The 19162-nt window shown below is 47.6% G+C and carries 14 protein-coding genes and 2 pseudogenes; 6 read left to right on the forward strand and 10 right to left on the reverse strand.

Features of this window, described 5'->3' with window-relative positions; translation table 11 throughout:
- Positions 1-28: 28 nt before the first annotated feature.
- From D0A34_15920 to D0A34_15950, 7 genes and pseudogenes are all read right to left on the reverse strand, one after another.
- A pseudogene (locus D0A34_15920) lies at positions 29-130 on the reverse strand (WG repeat-containing protein).
- 365 nt (positions 131-495) lie between these two features.
- The gene (uca, locus tag D0A34_15925) at positions 496-4113 is read right to left on the reverse strand and encodes an urea carboxylase (GenBank protein ID UNU20168.1); all 3618 of its coding nucleotides are present in this window, start codon (positions 4111-4113) and stop codon (positions 496-498) included.
- Between the two features lie 137 nt (positions 4114-4250).
- A complete protein-coding gene (locus D0A34_15930; protein ID UNU20169.1) occupies positions 4251-4892 on the reverse strand; it encodes an urea carboxylase-associated family protein in 642 nt (213 codons plus the stop codon).
- 79 nt (positions 4893-4971) lie between these two features.
- Positions 4972-5703 carry an urea carboxylase-associated family protein gene (locus D0A34_15935; GenBank protein ID UNU20170.1) on the reverse strand — a complete coding sequence of 244 codons (732 nt, stop codon included), beginning with the start codon at positions 5701-5703 and terminating at the stop codon, positions 4972-4974.
- A 441-nt stretch (positions 5704-6144) separates the two neighbouring features.
- On the reverse strand, positions 6145-6921 hold the full coding sequence (locus tag D0A34_15940) for an ABC transporter ATP-binding protein (GenBank protein UNU20171.1): 777 nt from the start codon (positions 6919-6921) through the stop codon (positions 6145-6147).
- Between the two features lie 177 nt (positions 6922-7098).
- On the reverse strand, positions 7099-7950 hold the full coding sequence (locus D0A34_15945) for an ABC transporter permease (protein ID UNU20172.1): 852 nt from the start codon (positions 7948-7950) through the stop codon (positions 7099-7101).
- 107 nt (positions 7951-8057) lie between these two features.
- Positions 8058-9125: an aliphatic sulfonate ABC transporter substrate-binding protein gene (locus D0A34_15950; protein ID UNU20173.1), complete on the reverse strand. Its 1068-nt coding sequence runs from the start codon at positions 9123-9125 to the stop codon at positions 8058-8060.
- 907 nt (positions 9126-10032) lie between these two features.
- Here D0A34_15950 and atzF point away from each other — a divergent pair.
- The 6 genes from atzF (at position 10033) to D0A34_15980 (ending at position 16776) form a co-directional block, all read left to right on the forward strand.
- Positions 10033-11847 (forward strand): allophanate hydrolase, encoded by a 1815-nt coding sequence (atzF, locus tag D0A34_15955; protein UNU20174.1) that lies wholly within the window; start codon positions 10033-10035, stop codon positions 11845-11847.
- 40 nt (positions 11848-11887) lie between these two features.
- The gene (locus D0A34_15960; GenBank protein ID UNU20175.1) at positions 11888-12631 is read left to right on the forward strand and encodes a calcium-binding protein; all 744 of its coding nucleotides are present in this window, start codon (positions 11888-11890) and stop codon (positions 12629-12631) included.
- A 288-nt stretch (positions 12632-12919) separates the two neighbouring features.
- The gene (gene truB, locus D0A34_15965; protein UNU20176.1) at positions 12920-13861 is read left to right on the forward strand and encodes a tRNA pseudouridine(55) synthase TruB; all 942 of its coding nucleotides are present in this window, start codon (positions 12920-12922) and stop codon (positions 13859-13861) included.
- A gap of 149 nt (positions 13862-14010) precedes the next feature.
- A complete protein-coding gene (gene yidD, locus D0A34_15970; GenBank protein ID UNU20177.1) occupies positions 14011-14241 on the forward strand; it encodes a membrane protein insertion efficiency factor YidD in 231 nt (76 codons plus the stop codon).
- 204 nt (positions 14242-14445) lie between these two features.
- Positions 14446-15672, forward strand: coding sequence for a response regulator (locus D0A34_15975; GenBank protein UNU22324.1), 1227 nt, complete (start codon positions 14446-14448; stop codon positions 15670-15672).
- 105 nt (positions 15673-15777) lie between these two features.
- Positions 15778-16776: a glycosyltransferase gene (locus tag D0A34_15980; protein ID UNU20178.1), complete on the forward strand. Its 999-nt coding sequence runs from the start codon at positions 15778-15780 to the stop codon at positions 16774-16776.
- A 560-nt stretch (positions 16777-17336) separates the two neighbouring features.
- On the opposite strand, the gene D0A34_15985 is transcribed toward D0A34_15980, so the two are convergent.
- The 3 genes and pseudogenes from D0A34_15985 to D0A34_15995 all read right to left on the reverse strand — a co-directional run bounded on the left by D0A34_15985 (position 17337) and on the right by D0A34_15995 (position 18754).
- On the reverse strand, positions 17337-17666 hold the full coding sequence (locus D0A34_15985) for an iron-sulfur cluster assembly accessory protein (GenBank protein UNU20179.1): 330 nt from the start codon (positions 17664-17666) through the stop codon (positions 17337-17339).
- Between the two features lie 146 nt (positions 17667-17812).
- Positions 17813-18232: a cupin domain-containing protein gene (locus tag D0A34_15990; GenBank protein ID UNU22325.1), complete on the reverse strand. Its 420-nt coding sequence runs from the start codon at positions 18230-18232 to the stop codon at positions 17813-17815.
- Between the two features lie 399 nt (positions 18233-18631).
- Positions 18632-18754 (reverse strand): annotated as a pseudogene (locus D0A34_15995) (Fic family protein).
- Positions 18755-19162 lie beyond the last annotated feature (408 nt).

The following is a 19162-nucleotide window of genomic DNA, read 5'->3' on the forward strand; positions in this document are numbered from 1 at the left end:
TTTAAAGCCTAAACAAAGCCCCAACCTGCTAAATGACTAGCTTTCCAGTTTGATTGAGGAAGCCAGATTTGCCATCGCGCTTGACAGCGGCTAAGCCTTCCGAAAAACTCCCCGCAGCCGAAAATTGGGGGGCACTTTTCCACTAGCCTGCTTGATTAATGTATCCCCACCCTTTTGGAGGGGTAACTGCTGCTAAACCTTGATTAAATGAGCGGGGGTTGCACAATTTGAGGATGATTCTTGTGGGGTGTCCCGCCTTCAGTGAAAAGACATCTTGCACCATTGTCAATAAGCTTTTTATGAACAGGCAAGATGCCTGTTCCACAAGAGATGAATTTTATTGTAGAACAGGCCTCTTGCCTGTTCTTGAGAATTGTGCAACATCTCAGGTGAAAAGACATTAGACTGGCTAGGATATCCCATCCCACCAAACAATCAAAATCATCCCGCAATTATGCAACGGTTTCTACTGTCCCGGAACTGACAACACAGGGATTAATTCGGTTGAACAGCCGCTAGAATTTGTCCGGCTGTCACCGTTTGCCCCTTTTCACAAAACAACTCGGCAACAGTGCCCGCAACATCAGCCGTAATAGCAATTTCCATTTTCATCGCTTCCAAAATTAACAGGCGATCGCCCTCTGCAACCGCATCTCCAACATTAACCAGCACCTGCCAAACATTGGCCGAAACGTGAGCGACAACTGCCTCACAGCCGATCGGCAAAGTAACCTCCGCCGCCGTTTCAGAACCCACATCCGCCGAGGATTCTGCGGCAGATTCAGCTTCAAATTCCCCGGATGCGGCCCAGCGATCGCGCTCTGCATTAAATGCGGCCTGCTGCTGCGCTTTAAACTCAGCAGCACTGCCCGCAATAGAATGCAAAAACTCATTGTATTCTCTCAAATTAAAAGTGATTTCCTCAACCTTTAATTTAAACTTCCCTTCAATAAATTCTTCCCGACAGCGGTGCAATTCCTCATGAGAAACCGGATAAAATCGAATTTGGTCAAAAAAGCGCAAAAGCCAAGGTTTACCAGACTGGAAATCCGCCGTTTGTTTGAACCGATTCCACATTTGTACCGTGCGGCCAACAAATTGATAACCTCCCGGCCCTTCCATCCCGTAAACGCACAAATACGCGCCGCCAATGCCAACTGCATTTTCAGGAGTCCAAGTGCGGGCGGGATTGTATTTAGTAGTAACCAAACGGTGGCGCGGATCGAGGGGAGTTGCGACGGGCGCGCCTAAATAAACGTCTCCCAAACCCATCACTAAATAGCTAGCATTAAATACAATTTCTCTGACTTGTTCGATGCTTTCAAGCCCGTTTATGCGGCGAATAAACTCAATATTGCTGGGACACCAAGGTGCATCCGATCGCACAGACTGCATATATTTTTCAATGGCCAACAGCGTCGATTCATCTTCCCAAGATAAAGGCAAGTGCACAATTCGCGCCGGCACTTCCAAATCCTCGATCGCCGGAAGTTTCGCCTCAGCCGCAATCAGCGCCTGCATTAGCTGCTGTTGCGAAATCTGGCGGCTGTCAAAATGAATTTGCAGCGATCGCATTCCCGGCACTAATTCGATAACACCAGGCAACGGATTTGCTTTCAACTGTTCCATCAATGCGTGCGCCCGAAAACGCAAATTTAAATCCAGCACCAATGGGCCGTATTCAACTAGAATATATTTATCCCCAGCTTGACGGTAAGTAACAGCAACCTGTCCCCGAGATTCGGGAATTTCGTACAAAATGGGAGAACTGGGAACCTGGGGCAATTTCTCCGCATTTTCCTCAAAAACAGGCAAGCAAAAATTAGCAATTTGCTTATCTTGTGCTAATTCCCGCTGCAAAGCTTCAGCAAAACTCAAACAGTGAAAGCGAATGCTGTCCCCGGGTTTCAGTTGCCCGATTTTCCACAATTCCGACTGCACAATAGTAGCAGGACAGACAAAGCCTCCCAAACTCGGGCCGTCAAGACCGAGAATGACAGGCATATCGCCCGTAAAATCGATCGTGCCGATCGCGTAAGCATTATCGTGAATGTTAGACGGGTGCAAACCCGCTTCTCCTCCGTCTTGACGCGCCCAGGTGGGCTTCGGGCCGATCAGCCGAATGCCCGTCCGCGTCGAGTTGTAATGCACCTGCCATTCTGTAGAGAAAAACATTTCGATGTCTGACTCAGTAAAGAAATCCGGCGCGCCGTGGGGCCCGTACAAAACGCCGATTTCCCAATTATTGCTGTAGGTGGGAATTAGTTCGGGAGGCAAAGATATTTCCGCTTCCAGAGTGGCAGTTTGAAGCAGTTTAAGCACATCTCCCGGACGCAGCGTGCGGCCCGCGTGTCCGCCAAATTTGCCCAGTACAAAAGTTGATTTGCTACCCAAATAATCGGGGACATTAAAGCCGTGCTTTACCGCTAAATAAGTGCGATAGCCGCCGCCTTGAATGCCTTTTAACTTAAGAATGCTGCCCGCTTTGACGGGAACTGCCGTCCAAAACGGCACCGGTTCGCCGTTTAGCGTTCCCTTCATAATTGCACCAGTCAAACTAATAACTGTATCGGTATTAAAGCGCAGAGTTGGGCCTGTCGCTGTGAATTCCAATCCTGCTGTCGATTCGGGATTTCCTACTAAACGATTTGCCGATCGAAATGCCAGATGATCCATCGGCCCAGAAGGCGGCACGCCAACATCCCAATAGCCAATCCGCCCCGGATAATCTTGAATGCTGCTGTAGGTTCCCCCATCCAATACATCGATCGTTAAAGGTGCGTATTCAAAAGAGTTTAAAAAGCGCGTGCTCAGTTCGCCTCGGCTGAATCTGGAATCGTCCAAAATCTGGCGGAGGTAATCTAAATTAGTTTCAATTCCCGCTATTTCACTGGCATCTAAAGCAGCTTTGAGTTGAGCGATCGCCTGGGTTCGATTATCCCCGCAAACGATTACTTTGGCTAGCAGCGGATCGTAAAAAGGAGTAACCTCCGTGCCGGTTTCTATCCAACTGTCGCAGCGGACGTTTTCGGGAAACGCAACTTGATTCAGTAACCCAGAACTCGGCTGAAAATTCTTGCCGGCATCTTCCGCATAAATTCGCACCTCAATTGAGTGTCCCTGCGGTCGATAGCGGTACTCTTCCAGGGGGAACAAATCTCCAGAAGCCTGTTTTACCATCCACTCAACGAGGTCGATATTGTTGACAGCTTCAGTAACGCCGTGTTCAACTTGCAAGCGCGTGTTGACTTCCAAAAAATAAAACTGTTTCGCATCGACATCAAAGACAAATTCAACAGTACCGGCTGACTGGTAATTTACCGCTTTTCCCAACCGCACGGCTGCATCGTACAACTGATTTCGCTGTTCGTCGCTAATAGCAGGGGCAGGGGTTTCTTCAATTACTTTTTGATTGCGCCGCTGCACCGAACAATCTCGCTCGCCCAAGGCTATGACATTTCCTTTGCCATCTCCAAAGATTTGGACTTCAATGTGCCTAGCTGTTTGAATGTATTTCTCTAAAAAAACGCCGCTTTGTTTAAAATTGCTTTGACTCAAACGCTGTACTTTTTCAAATGCTTCTGCCAAATCTCGATCGCCAAAACAAGCCTGCAAACCAATGCCGCCGCCGCCTGCGGTACTTTTGAGCATTACCGGATAGCCGATCGCCCCAGCCGCTTTTTGGGCATCCTCCAAACTTGCTAAAAGTTCGCTTCCGGGAGTTAGTGGCACTTCATTTGCAGCGGCTATTTCCCGCGCGGTGTGCTTCAATCCAAAGCAGCGCAACTGAGTCGGAGTCGGGCCGATAAATGCAATATTTTCGCTTGCACAAGCTTCGGCAAATTCAGCATTTTCGCTCAAAAAGCCGTAACCCGGATGAATAGCTTGAGCTTTAGTTTGGCGCGCAACTTCGAGAATGCGATCGAAGCGCAAATAACTCTCGGCTGCGGCGGCTGCACCGATACAAACGGCTTCGCTGGCGGCGAAAACGTGTTTGGCGTGGGCGTCGGCTTCCGAATATACTGCTACCGAAGCAATCCCGAGGCGATCGAGCGTGCGGATAATTCGGCAGGCAATTTCACCGCGATTTGCAATCAAAACTTTGTTAAACATTTAGGTAATTGCTACTTGATAATTGCTAATTGATAATTGCTAATGGGCAATAGATTCTTCAGTCCTCTTTAGAGGACTTTAGCTATTAGCCAGGGGTTTAAACCCCTGGCGGTTTCTGGCGGGTATGCAGCTACAACCTATACCGCATCCCAAACAATCAACTGAATCGGCGTAGGATTGTAAGCATTGCAAGGATTGTTCATTTGCGGGCAGTTAGAAATAGCAACTAGCGCGTTCATTTCGGCTCGCAAATCCACTGTACTTCCCGGATCGGAGATGCCGTCAACAATTTCAAGCGTGCCATCTTCGCTAACGGGAACATTCATAAAGAAGTTGATATTGCTGACTAAATCTCGCTTGCCCAAACCGTAGGGAAGAATTGCGGCGAGGAAATTTTCAACACAGGCGTGCTGGTATTTTTTATCTAGTCCAAACCGCACCGAATTGCTTTCGCAGCTACAGGCGCCGCCGGAGGTATCGTGCCGCCCGCAGGAGTCAGCAATTATGGTCATCATGGCTCGCCCTTCGTTGGAAATGAGTTGGCTGTTTGTAGTGACAAAGATATTGCCTTGATTGACGATGGTATCGGGGGCGCTGTAGCGTTCGGAAGGGTCATCGGCATTGTAAACTAAAAAATCTACTGCTTGATTTCCGCCTAAATCTACAATGCGGAGAATCTGTCCTTTTTTGATGACACGAGCCCAGGGATATGTGGCTGGTAAAACTTCGTTATAAATTGCAGTTTTTGGATCGAGAAGTTGTTGGGTAGTTGCAGTCATGGTTCACTTTTTGTGAGGAAATTGTAGAATATTTCACCGCAGATTGATGCGGACAAGATTGAGTTGTGTAATCGAGGGTTTATTGCACGAACAAAGCATCGGTGTTGATGAACCCGCGCACGGCTTCCGGGTTGGCGGTGCGGCACAAGTCGTCTGGTGCGGGTGCGGGGGATTTCACAATCTGAATTTGGATGGGTTTTGGATCGTAAATTGAACCAGGATGCAGGATGTGGGGGCAGTTAGAGATAATTGTCAATACGTTCATTTCGGCTCGCAAATCGATAAAACTCCCCGGTTTTTCGCAGCCTTCGCGAAACTCCATCGTGCCGTCGGGCTTGACGGCAATGCGAGTAAATAAGTTGAGGTTGGGCATAATATCTTTTTTGCTCAATCCCGACCGAGTTAGGGCTTTGAGGAAGTTGTCGCGGGAGTTTTTCCAGTCTCCTTCGCCGTATTTTTTGGCATTGCTAATGGCGTTGCTGCATCCTCCTAGCAAATCGTGACAGCCGGATGTGTCTTGGGTGATGGAAAATAGGATGCGTCCCATGTCTGTGTAGATCACCATGCCTTGTTTGAGAAAGGCATTGAATTGAATTTTGGCGGTGTCTGCTGCGTTGAAACGTTCGATCGCATTGTCGGCGTTGTAGCACAGCATGGAAACGCCGCGAGAGCCTTCTAAATCGGTGATTCGCAGGGTGTTTCCCCGCTTGATGACCCCCGACCAGTACGCGCCGCCCGGTACGGTTTCTTGCATTAATACGAGGTCAGAATCAATTTGTGAGTTTGTGTCGATCGATGATAGTTGCACCATAACTTCCTCTTGATGTATTTGGGGGGGTCAGCGAAACAAAACAATAGTATTTTGTAGTGGCAAAAGTCACCCTCTCCCAAAGTAATATTTATCTCCACTGATATCTTGCACCATTCTCAAGAACGGGCAAGATGCCCGTTCCACAATAATATTGAATTTTGTGGAACGGGCATCTTGCCCGTTCCTAAATAGGTAATTGACAATGGTGCAAGATGTTAAGTTTCCACTTACTTAGGTTGGCAGTTAAACTCTTGGCGCGGGTGCAAAAAGTGCAAATACAAACCTATTTCTATTTAAGCAGCTATTGCAACTGCTTCCTGTCCGTTTACATCTTGCACCATTCTCAAGAACGGGCAAGATGCCCGTCCCACAAAGAGTGAGTTTTCTTGTGGGGTGGGCATCCTGCCCGCCCAAAAAGTGCAAATACAAACCTATTTCTATTTAAGCAGCCATTGCAACTGCTTCTTGTCCGTGTTTCCGCATCAAATCCATGAGTTCGTCGCGGTAATCGTGGAATTTGGCGTGCCGTTTAATGCTGGGAGTGCGATCGGGCAAATTAATCGACATTTCCTTTCTCACTGTACCGGGACGAGCGCCCAAAGCATAAATCCGATTGGAAAGAAACACCGCTTCTTCGACATCGTGGGTAATCATAAAGATTGTAATCTGAGTGCGGCGCCACAAATCGAGCATGAATTCGTGCATTGATTCTTTAGTGTGGATATCCAATGCGCCGAAAGGTTCATCCATTAATAACACTTTAGGTTCAGAAGCGAGGGCGCGGGCGATCGCCACCCGCTGTTTCATCCCGCCCGACAATTCCTTCGGCAGCGACGAAGCAAACTGCGTCAATCCTACCACACTCAAATAATAGCTAGCTTGTTCGCGCCGCTTTTTCTTGGACACGCCTTGAAGTTTGAGGCCAAACTCGGCATTTTCCTGCACGTTCATCCAAGGATAAAGAGTGTAATGCTGAAATACCATACCTCGATCCGGCCCAGGCGAAACAACTTCCTTGCCGTCAATTTTCACTTCCCCTGTTGTCGGCTTGTCCAATCCCGCAATCTGCCTCAACAGAGTAGATTTGCCCGAACCGGATGCGCCTACCGCGCAGATAAATTCGCCTTGCTTGATGCTCATATTGATGTCCTTGAGGACAACTAATTTACCGTTTTTCGTTTCAAAGTTTTTGTGCAGGTTGTTGATTTGTAGAAACATGAGATTATCCTCTGTATTGTAAGTGAAAAATTGATTTTTTTATTCCCAAAATCTGTAAACTTTAGGACTAAAAACGATATCTAGCGTGGGTGTGAATTTTATTTTACACCACTGCCTTCTTCCCTCTTCCCTCTTCCCTCTTCCTTCTTCCTTCTTCCTTCTTCCTTCAAAATCTGCTTACTGTTTCTGAATTGACCATTTACAAGAAACCCGCAGCAGATATTGAAAAAGCAAGTCAAAAGTCAGTCCGATCGCCCCAATGACAATCAGCCCCACAAAAATTTCATCGGTTCGGAGAAATCGACCTGCGACGCTGATCCGGCGGCCTAAGCCTTCGGTTGCCGCAATCAACTCCGAAACGATTACCAATTGCCAAGCCGCAGCTAGGTTGATGCGGCTAGCATCAAGAATTCCCGGCAAAACGTGGGGAAAAATAACTTGAGTTAGGATTTCCCAGCGATTACCGCCCAACATATAAGTAGATTCGATCAAGTCTTTTGGAACAAACTTGACTGTATCCATCACCATCAGCGAATTGAAGAAAAAGACGCCGATAAATATCAGCATTATTTTGGGTTCTTCGCCGATGCCCAAGTAAAGAATTAGTAGGGGAATGAATGCTGGTGCGGGCATATATCGCATCAAGCCGAACATGGGTTCAAGCAAGGCACGAATACTGGAAAAACTGCCCATCAGGACGCCAATTGGTATGGAAAAAACCAAGGCGAACAGAAAGCCCACTCCCACCCGCCACAAACTCGCTACCGTGTCTTTCAAAAGTTCGCGAGTGTTCCACAGCCGACCAAATGCCTCTAAAACTTTGCCGGGGGAAGGCAAAAATTTGGGGTCTACGTTGGCGAAGGTTGTTACTAGCCACCACACCAGCACCGGCAGTGCGATCGATGTTACGGTTAACCCAATATTGAGGGGTTGTGGTATCTCTTCCGCAATCCGCCAGAAAACGGTGGGATTTAGGCTTTTTTGCTTGAGGTGGGATTGGATCGATCGCGGATCGGGATTTGGTGGCATGATTTAATTGCAGAACAGTTGAGCGAGTAATAGAAGTAGATTTGGGGGATTATAAAAAGTATTTTTTTTTAGGTTTTTTGTGTCCGCACAATCGTAAATTATGCCTTTTAGCTTTTACCTTCGGAATAAGCTTTTATAAAGCGATCGTCAAATAATGTGCTGATATCTGGTTGGGTTTTGGCTAAATTTACATCGACGAGGAATTTAGTCATTTCTGCCGCAGCAAACTGCAATGATGTCATGTCATTTCCCGGTTGAAAGGCTTTCAAGTTTTCCTCAATCGTAAATATTTTAGTGCCATTTTCATATTCTTTGTATTCCTCAACGCTAACTCCGGCGCGGTTGGCTAGAATTTCGTAAGATTTCTCTTTATTTGATTTCATGTATTCCAATGTTGCAAACCATGAATTGACAAGGGCTTGCACTCGATCTGGGTGTTCGCCGATAAACTTTCGCGTGAATACTAAATGGTCGGAAATCGCCCCCGGAAAATCTTTTGAACTAAACAGTTCCTTGCTATTTGAGCGTTTTAATGCCTGGGTGGTAAACGGCGCAAATACTGCCACTGCATCGACTTGCCCTCCCACGAAAGCCGCCGCAGCTTTGCCTGTTTCCAGCGGTACAAATTGAATGTCCTGCACTGATAAACCTGCTTTTCTCAGCCCTAACAACAATAGAAAGTGATCTACTGTACCTTCCTCTGCTGCCACTTTTTTTCCTTTCAAGTCGGCAACGGAATTGATGCCTTCGGCGACAATTACTTTGTCATTTCCCGTCGAGTTGTCGTTGACTAAAACAATTACTTGATCGGCGCCGCCTGATATAGAGTTTACTGTATCGCCGAGGGTTTGGCTGTTAGCATCTATCTGTCCTGCTGTCAGGGTGCTGATCGATTCTAAGTAGCCGTCAAACCATTTTAAGTCTACAGGAACATTGTTGACTTCAAATATCTTTTGTTCTTTGGCAACTTGCCAAGGAAACCAGCCGGGCCACGCGCTGAATCCGAGGCGAACTGCGTTAGCACTTACTGAAGAAGCTGCTTCGGTTTCAGTCGTGGTTTTGATATAAATTGCCGGGTTGACGCAGCCGACCGCGAAAAACAAGGTGATAAAAAATAGGGCGCAGTAGGATAAGGGCGATCGCGTTATTTTGGGGGAGCAATATCGGATATTCATAGCAGATTCTGGTTGCTGGTTAGAGGTGAATATGTCGATCGAGCTTTTGCACCTTCTTTGGCTTCCTTAGCTTCCGCAAATCCCCCTGATATACAAGGATAAAGCCCGAGAGCTAACGAACCGAGTCTTGATGACCGATCGCGTTTCTCCCGGGCTTTTATCCCGCCGTGTAACTGGTTAGTGTTTCCCTCAAATTAAAATCTTGGGAGAACCAGTCTGCTTCTCTCGGACCAGCACTTGAACTGTCTAAACTGAGTTAGAAACTGATTCAAATCGGAACCCTAGAAGCGGTTAAATTTTTTCGGTTTTTGTCTGTATAAGTCCTGTTTGCAACCCAAGGAGTTATTCGAGACTGTCAGTAACAGCAATGCACTTAGCTTTTTGAAAGGTAAGCATACTGTAATTTGCAATCTTACTAGATTGCTACGTTTCAAACGGTAACAGCAAACTTGATGCGAAAATGTGTAAAATGTTACAAAAAACGGTTTTTCTGGAATTTGTAAAATTAAAATTTTTGGAAGATTAAACCGGGCGATGAGACGGGGCGATGGGAAATCGCGAAGTTTGCCTGCACACAAAGACGAAACCCGCAAGGTTAGGGTTGAATATTTCTCAAGAAATAGTTCGAGTCCTAGACTGGATGCGAGTACGATCGCCAATGCGGTAAACTAACATCCTATTTGTAATAACTGAGATGTTCCACCATTCTCAATAAGCCTTTTATGGGCGGGCAGGATGCCCACCCCACAAGAAGAAAGAAATACACTCTTTGTGGAACAGGCATCTTGCCTGTTCTTGAGAATGGTACTCTTCGCTGAGTAATAACGATCGCCCAGCAAAGCCTGTAAACTCAATTGTTCAATCAAAAATCTAAAATCTAAAATCTAAAATCGACTGACGGTGCATTATGGAAAAATTTAACTACAGCAACAGTCTCGACATTCATTCGCTGCTCGATCGCTACCGCACCGGCTCGATCGCGCCTGCAGATGTAATCGCGAGCGTGTACGATCGGATCGAACGCTATGCAGATCCGGCAGTATGGATTTATTTAGCACCGCTGGCGGAAACCCTCGAACGCGCCAAAGCCTTAGAAAACCTAGACCCGCAACAATTGCCGCTCTACGGGATACCTTTTGCGATCAAAGATAATCTCGATTGGGCGGGCGTTCCGACTACGGCGGGATGTCCTCCGTTTGCTAGCACTCCAGCGCGATCGTCCGCAGTGGTAGAGCGCCTGTGCGCGGCAGGTGCGATCGCGATCGGCAAAACTAACATGGATCAATTTGCCACAGGATTAGTGGGAACCCGCACGCCTTATGGAGTTTGCCGCAATCCGTTCGATTCGCGCTACATCCCGGGCGGATCGAGTTCCGGTTCCGCCACAGCAGTCTCTGCCGGATTGGTGAGTTTTGCTCTGGGTACCGATACCGCAGGATCGGGGCGGGTTCCCGCTGCTTTTACCAACATTGTCGGGCTGAAGCCAAGTTGCGGCTCGATCGGCACTCGCGGCCTGCTGCCAGCGGTGCGATCGCTCGATTGCGTTTCTGTGTTCGCTCTCACCTGTGCGGATGCAGCCTCTGTGCTGCAAGTAGCCAGCGGTTTTGACGCTGAGGATGCGTTTTCTCGTCACCCTGAAACGAAAGTTTTGCCGGATTTATCTCGCTTGCGGGTGGGAGTTCCCGGAGACGGCGAACTCGAATTTTTTGGGAATGCAGAAGCCGAACAGCGCTACCGGGAGGCGATCGCGCGCTTGCAATCTTTGGGCTGCACGATCGCACCTATTGACTTCAAACCCTTTGCGGATGCTGCCGAACTGCTCTACGGCGGCCCTTGGGTAGCAGAAAGGTTGGCCGCGATCGGCGATTTCCTCGACGCGCATCCAGAGGATATCGATCCGATCGTCTACGAAATTATCAGCGGCGGCAAACGCTACGATGCCGTCTCTGCCTACCGCGCGTCGTACCGGTTGGCCGAGCTCCGCCAACAGGCAGAAATTCAGTGGGAGTCAATGGATGTGTTGGCGGTTCCCACGACAGGCACGATTTATACTGTCGCAGAAGTTGCAGCGGAGCCGATCGCCCTCAACACCAATCTCGGGCGCTACACGAACTTTGCGAATTTGCTCGATTTGTGTGCGATCGCAGTTCCCAGCGGGTTTCAAAGCAGCGGATTGCCCGCAGGATTGACACTGATGGCTCCTGCGTGGCACGATTTATCGCTCTGCAGCCTGGGAGCTGCTTTCCACGCTAGCTTGGGGGGAACTTTGGGCGCAACCAACCTACCGCTGCCAACCCTCCCGGAACCCGCCATCGCAGCCAAATCTTCCTCAGAAGAACGAGTCAAAATAGCCGTGGTTGGCGCTCATTTGAGCGGTGAGCCGCTGAATTATCAACTAATCGAGGGGGGAGGCGTTTTGGTTCGCGCCTGCCGTACCAGCCCGATTTACAAGCTATATGCTTTGACGGGTACTGCTCTGGGCAAGCCGGGATTGGTGCGTCAGATAGAGGGCGGTAGCGCGATCGAGGTGGAAGTTTGGGAGTTGTCGATCTCCGCTTTCGGCGGATTTGTCGCTAAAATTCCCCCGCCGCTGGGAATTGGTACGCTGGTGTTGGAGGACGGCTCGACGGTGCAGGGCTTTTTGTGCGAACCTTATGCTGTGGCGGATGCGATCGATATTTCTCATCTCGGCGGTTGGCGAGCTTATAGCTTCCGCTTTTAAGCTAAGTTAGAATTGCAAATTTCTAGCCATCTTCAGAATCATGCCATCAGCAGTGCCAATTCGACCAATTCCCGTCACAACCCCAACCCCCGCCAACGGTACCAGGCCCGGAGGGGCACCTGGCGGCACTCGGGGCACCACCGGCCCTGACTCCCTCAGAGGTACTGCGGGTGCTAACTTGATATTCGGTTTGGGTGGGCCTGACAGCATTTTGGGCTTAGGCGCAGACGATAGCCTCTACGGCGGCGACGGCGATGACTCAATGCTGGGCGACATTGGTAATGACATACTGTTCGGCGGTGCGGGCCGTGACAGCGTTTTGGGCGGCGTCGGCGACGATACTTTCTACGGCGGCAATGGTTCTGACTCAATGCTAGGCGAGGACGGCAATGATTTGCTGTTTGGCCAGCGAGACACCGATACTTTGTTGGGCGGCGCGGGTAATGACACGTTTTTTGGGGGTGCCGGCGATGACTCGCTGTTTGGTGGCATCGGCGATGACTGTTTATCGGGCGATCGCGGGCGAGATACTTTAACTGGTGGCGTCGGAAACGATACTTTTGCGATCGGGCGTTTGGCAGATGGTGATGTGATTACAGATTTTACTGATGGTACGGATCAAATTCGCTTGACTGCCGGCCTCACCTTTGGCGAACTCACCATTTCCGCTGGGGGCGGAACTTCGCCGAGTACAATTATTCAGCTTACAAGCACCAAGGAAACTCTGGCTACTTTATTCGGAGTTGCCCGCACTTCTATCAGTCAGGCGGACTTTATTCTTTAATGGGTAATTGGGAATTGGGAATTGATAATTGGGCGGGCGGGTACTTTGTAGTTTTAAGTTTTCAATGTTGAACTTTTTAACTCAAAACCGCTTTCGCGTTGCGAATAACGTTAGCTTTCGCGATGCGAAGGAAAGCAATCTCAAAACTTTTCATCTTCCTTTTTCCTGCTTCCTTCTCTCCGTTAAATCCCGTACACTGCTTCGTTCCCCTCCTCCCTCTTCCTTCTTCCTTCTGCCCTCTTCCTTCTTCCTTCTTCCCTCTTCCCTCTTCCTTCTTCCCTCCGACTAATGACTACTGACGGTTTTCTCAATCTCAACAAACCTGCCGGCATGACATCTCACGACTGCGTGGGGCGAGTGCGCCGGCTATTGAAACTCAAGCGAGTCGGACACGGAGGAACCCTCGATCCTGCTGTGACTGGCGTTTTACCGATCGCCCTGGGCAAAGCAACCAGACTGCTGCAATATCTCCAACACAATAAAGCTTACCGAGGCACGATTCGGTTTGGCTTAACTACCGCTACTGACGATTTAGAAGGAGAAATTATCCATTCTCGACCGGTGCCAGAGTTGAGTTTGGAAAAAGTGCAAGCTGCACTGCCAAAATTCCTAGGAAAAATCGAGCAATTTCCGCCAAGTTTTAGTGCGGTGCAGGTGGGAGGAAAACGCCTTTATGAGTTAGCTAGAAAAGGGGAAACTGTGGAAGTTGCTGCTAGGAAGGTGGAGGTTTTCCGGCTAGAAATCTTGGATTGGCGATCGGGGGATTTTCCTGAATTGGATTTGTCGATCGCCTGCGGGGCAGGTACTTACATTCGGGCGATCGCGCGGGATTTGGGCGCGGTGTTGAATGCAGGCGGTACTTTGGCTTGTTTGACTCGTACCGAAAGTAGCGGTTTTTCGATCGAGGAAAGTCTCAGTTTTGAACAATTGGAACTGCAATTGCAGGAGAATAAATTCTGCCCGATTTTGCCATCAGCGGTTTTGGGACATTTAGGGGCGATCGTCCTTTCACCTGAATATACCAAACGCTGGTTTCAAGGACAGCGCCTCCCAATTCCCGAAACGCCGATCGGGGGAGAGGAAGAAAGTAGCAACAATCCCTTTTACAACCCAATACCCCAACATCCCTATCCGTTACAGGTTTACGATCGAGACGGTAATTTTTTAGGTATCGGTCAAGTAGCGAACTCAGAGACAAGTACCATATTATCTCCTCAAATTGTGCTTTAACTATCTAAAATAAAAATGAAAATAGGTATAATTAGGACGGGAAAAGTTTGCGTAATTATAAATGCTGAGAGTGCCTTCGATTCACCTAGCTGACAGCAGTAGGGGACGAGATTTGGCTATTAATCTAATCAATCGCTGAGGTATAAATTGTGAAAATATTGCTAATTGGATTAATCCGAGGCTACAAAATGGGGATTTCTCCTTACCTGCCTAACGCCTGTAGATTTCAGCCAAGTTGTTCGCAATACGCGATCGAAGCAATAGAAAGATTTGGGCCAACCCGCGGCAGCTCAATGGCAGTTAAGAGAATTTTACGCTGTCATCCTTTTCATCCAGGGGGTTACGATCCAGTACCTCCCAAAGATAGCGAGGGCAATTAGTTATTAGTTAGAAACCGGATTTTAGTGATTAGTTAATAGTGCAAATAGGCGTTGCATCCTCATGGCTAAAACAACTGAGGGGAATCACTCCCTAAGAGGGTTAAATTCGCACAATTAGTGGTGTTTTTTAACCCAAATTCAGTAATATTACTGTTATCTTTCAAAACTCAGCAGCTATATAATGGTACAAACAGAGTACAGGGGATGCGAGTTGATATGTCTGCTACCGCAATAGGATACAAAATGTTGTCCCATACTCTGGCTGTACTCAGCCAGAAACAAGCAACGGGGAAACTGCTGTTAGAGCAAGGGGAACAACAGTGGCAACTTTACTTTTTTCAGGGTAGTTTGGTGTATGCCACGGGAGGATCGCACAGATCGAGGCGCTGGTACAGGGCGATCGGGCAACACTGTCGAAACTTTCATGTGGATCTCAGAGACCTCGATGCTGGAGAACTGTGGGAATATCAACTGCTTCAGCGAGGGGTAGCAGCCAGCGAAATGAGTCTGGAACAAGCTAGGGCGATCGTCCACACCAGCCTTTCCGAAGTGTTATTTGCTCTGATCGGTCAATCGGGTTTGCGCCGGGAGTGGCGTCCGTCCCAGAAATATTTTTCTACAATTACTTCTTCTTTGCTGCTGTCTTTAACAGAAGTAGAGAAAGTTCTGTGTTGTACAGAAGAAATTTGGCAGAAGTGGAAAGGAATGGGTTTGTGGTTGGTAGATCCAGAACAAGCACCGCTTTTAAAACCGTCGGCCCAGTTGCAGCAAAATCGATTTAGCTCTAATTCTTTGATCGCTTTGGGTAACGTATTCAACGGCGAGAATACTCTTTGGGATATTGCATTTAAGAAAAAGCAGTGCGTGACAGTGGCAACTCGCGGTTTAGTTAATTACATCAAGCAGGGTTTAGTAAATTTCCGAACAGTACCAGATTTGCCGTCGCCTATAGAACAGTGGCGCCTTGCCGCGGCGATCGCTGGGCCAGGTCGCCCTTTGATTGCTTGTATCGATGACAGCCCGACAGTATGCGAATTTTTAGAGCAAATTTTATTGCCGGAGGGGTATCGAGTCCTAAAAATTCAAGACCCCATGCAGGGAGTGGGCATCCTCGCCAAACAAAAGCCTGCCTTAATTTTTATGGACGTGGTAATGCCGAAGACAAGCGGCTTTGCTTTGTGCAATTTTTTGCGGAAGACACCGGCTTTTCGGGAAACTCCGATCGTGTTTTTGACCGGTCAAGACGGTATAATCGACCGCACGCGAGCGAAATTGACAGGTGCTTCCGATTTTTTGAGCAAGCCAGCCAATCCCGAACAGGTTTTGCAAATAGTTGACAAGTATTTGAAGGTAAAAGGCGATCGCTACCCTTTGGCAATTCGCCCCCATGATTTACTGAACTCGCACCAACTTACCTTGGCAAATTCTTGACCACAAATTAATGAACACAAGAAGCCCTTACTGGGTGCGTCAGTTCCTGACGCACCCTACGCTCATTGTAAAATAAAGACGCAATCGAATTTAAGATAATTAATTATGAGTAATGTTACGATCGATCGCACTCCGCAGGTGAGCGTAGTAATTCCGGCTTACAACTGCGCTGCTTACGTCGCCCAAGCCGTAGATAGCGTTCTGCACCAAACCTATACTAACTGGGAAATTATTGTAGTAGACGACGGCTCCCGAGACGATACCAAGTTAGTTTTAGAGAAATATGGCGATCGAATTCGCTACATTTACCAACAAAATCAAGGAGTTTCAATTGCCAGAAATCACGGCATCCAGTTAGCGCGAGGAGAATTTATCGCCTTTCTCGATGCAGATGACTACTTTTTTGCCGACAAATTAGCAGCACAAATGGCTGTATTTGCAGCGCGACCAAATCTAGGAATCGTCCACAGCGGCTGGCGTCTAGTTAATAGTATAGGCGAAGCGCTAAAAGATGTCAAACCCTGGCAAAATGTCCCTAAATTAGACTTAGAAATGTGGCTGCGGTGGAAACCAGTATTACCTAGCGCGATGGTATTTCGCCGTCAGTGGTTAGAGCGCGCCGGCGGATTTGATCCTCGATTTCCCCCGGCGGAAGATACAGATTTAGTGCTGCGTTTAGCCTTAATGGGATGCGAAGCAGAGTGGTTGCAGCAAGTAACTGTTTGCTACCGCCAGCACGAACAAAGCGCCATGTACAAAGGTTTACCGCAGGCTAAATCCCTCGCCGCTGTGATGGACAATTTTTTTGCCCGCCCCGAGTTGCCGGATAAAATACGTTTGTTGGAAAAGCAAATCAAGTACAGTACCTTAGTTTGGATTGCTTGGTATTTGTACCGCACCGGTCACTCTGTTGAGATGGTAGAGTTTTTGCAGCGTTCTTGGAATTATACGCCTTATTTGCCTGTGGAAACAGTAATTAATTGGGCGGAAGCTTTCGCCGAGTTTTCGCAGGATGCGGGAAATGAATTGGATGCAGATTTATTAGCTCAATCTCCCGAGTGGCAGCAGTTAATGCAGTGGACTATTCTCGGTACACCAGCTTGATTGTCTTGATAGTCGATCGAGCTTTTATGTCATTTCTGGTTGATTCGTGATAATAGTATAATTTGCGCTCGTAAAGGCGGGTTTTACCAACAATCTATAGCGCTTTTCAGGGAGGAAGTGATATCAAATCCGGTAGCATCGGAATTAATATTACCCACAGCTTTCGAGACGGCACGGCGCCGTCTCCCTACAATTAATCTGGGAGGGAAACGGCATGATGCCGTTTCCGACCTATCATGTATGAGTTCTCATATCGTTTCCGGTTGCATCGGAATAATAAAATCGAGTCAAAAGTTAACACTCAACCATTCAGTTTTTTGAATCCGAGTGAACAGTCAACAGTCAACAGTCATGAAGAGTGCAACTGGAATTGATATTAATCATCCGTTTAAGCATTCCGATGCAACCGGATGTGATGTTACAGAGTCAGTATTGGGAGTTCTGAGTTCGATATTGCCGTCAATTCCTAATGCTGAACAGGCGTCGATATTGGTAGTCTTGATCGGCTTATTTGAAGGTTTTTTGGACTTTTTCTAAGTCTTTGAGTGTCATCCTATTGATTATTCCTTAGCCGAAAAGGAGTTGCCGCAGCTACAGCTTTGGGCGGCATTGGGATTGTGAAATCGGAAACCTCCGCCCATCAAGTCTTCTGAATAATCCAAGGTGAGCTCATTGAGATATTTTAAGTGCTGGGGGTCGATCGCAACTTCAATTCCCTCCGACTCGCATACAGCGTCTTCTGGGGCTGGCGCATCGTCAAATGCCATTGTATAAGACAAACCGGAGCAGCCACTCGATTCCACGCCCAGACGAAATAAAGCATTGGGGTTCGGATGCTTCGACTTGAGGCGCGTTACTTCTGTTGCTGCTGTTTTGCTCAGATGAATCATTATGAGTAATTGGTAATTGGTAATTGGTAATTGGGAAGTAATGTTGAGTTTTGAAAATGTAGAATGTGCCTAGGCGTGTACCTTACCCGGAGAATGTAAAGTGCGCCGGGCCGCGCACCTTACCCCTATATTTTTAGCAACTTGAGTTACTTAGCCTTTTCAGTACGAGCATAATCGTCTTGAAAACGTACAATATCATCTTCTCCCAGGTATTCGCCATTCTGCACCTCAATTAAAACCAGGGGGATAACTCCTGGATTTTCCAGACGGTGATTGATGCACTGAGGAACATAGGTAGACTGATTTGTAAACAGAACTTGTTCAGTTTCGCCACAAGTAACTTTTGCAGTACCAGAAACCACAATCCAGTGTTCGCTGCGGTGGTGGTGCATTTGCAGGCTGAGGCGGTGTCCCGACTTAACTTCTATCCGCTTAATTTTATATCCTGGGCCTTCTTCTAGAGTCGTAAAGGAGCCCCAAGGCCGCAATTCTGTAGCGGCTATTCCGTTGGGTGCTGCAGGTGCGTGCAGGGTAGATACTTGAGAAATTTCTTGAATCTGAACCATGATTTTTACTCCTTGAGGATTGCTTGCGGAATCCTTTGGTAAACGACGTTGTTTTTTGAGATTAACTAATCTATAGTTAAAATCGAAGCCCACCTGCGGGGACTGGTTAGCCGACTGTAGAGTTTTGCAAGAGTTGTGCTCAGCCCGATCGACTTGCCTTAACAACCATAGCAAAACCAACATAGCTGTTGTCACCTGTTATTAGATCGATCGCCCCAATCTACATCAAATCTTCATAGAAAGGGCGCTGGTTCTTGAATTTTGATTAAAGGGGAATCGTAATCCAGCTCTTGAGACTGCTGCTGCAAAACTGCTAGCATCTGGTTAGAGACCCTCTGGGATGAAACCTGGTTGAATAGTTACACTTGAATAAGTTTGGCTAAGTTCTGTGAAGCACTGATAAGTAAACCGAACGTCATAGAGTTTTTTCCATTCTGCAACCCGGGTGGGAGAAAGTGGCCGAAAGCTATCTAACCACGCCTTGAGTCAATCAACTTTTTGCAATTTTTCAGAAATACTCATTACTGCTGAGAAGGCAAAATGCTGCTGGAGAATGTCACCCAGACGCTGAGGATACAGTCGCATTAACAATGCTATAAACTCATTTCTCAAGAACAGGCTTTCCGGCCTGTTCCACAGAGAGTAGATTTTGTGGGCTTGGCCGGAAAGCCCGCCCTTGAAAAGCTTATTAACAAGGGTGCAAGATGTGAGCTAGTATCGGAATTACTCATCTCTCTTCTCTTCTTCTGCACTCTCTGCGGCCTCTGCGGTTTAATAATTCACATAATTGAAGAGTCTTTAAGCATAAATCTTTAACCTCCGGGTTCCATAGTTAAGTTATCGGCTTTAACTATTTTTTTACTCGGATCGAATAAGCTTTGATTTTTGGGTACATCTACCCAACTGAGTAGATCCACATATAATACATGA

This window comes from Microcoleus vaginatus PCC 9802 (assembly GCA_022701275.1).
Lineage (GTDB): Bacteria > Cyanobacteriota > Cyanobacteriia > Cyanobacteriales > Microcoleaceae > Microcoleus > Microcoleus vaginatus_A.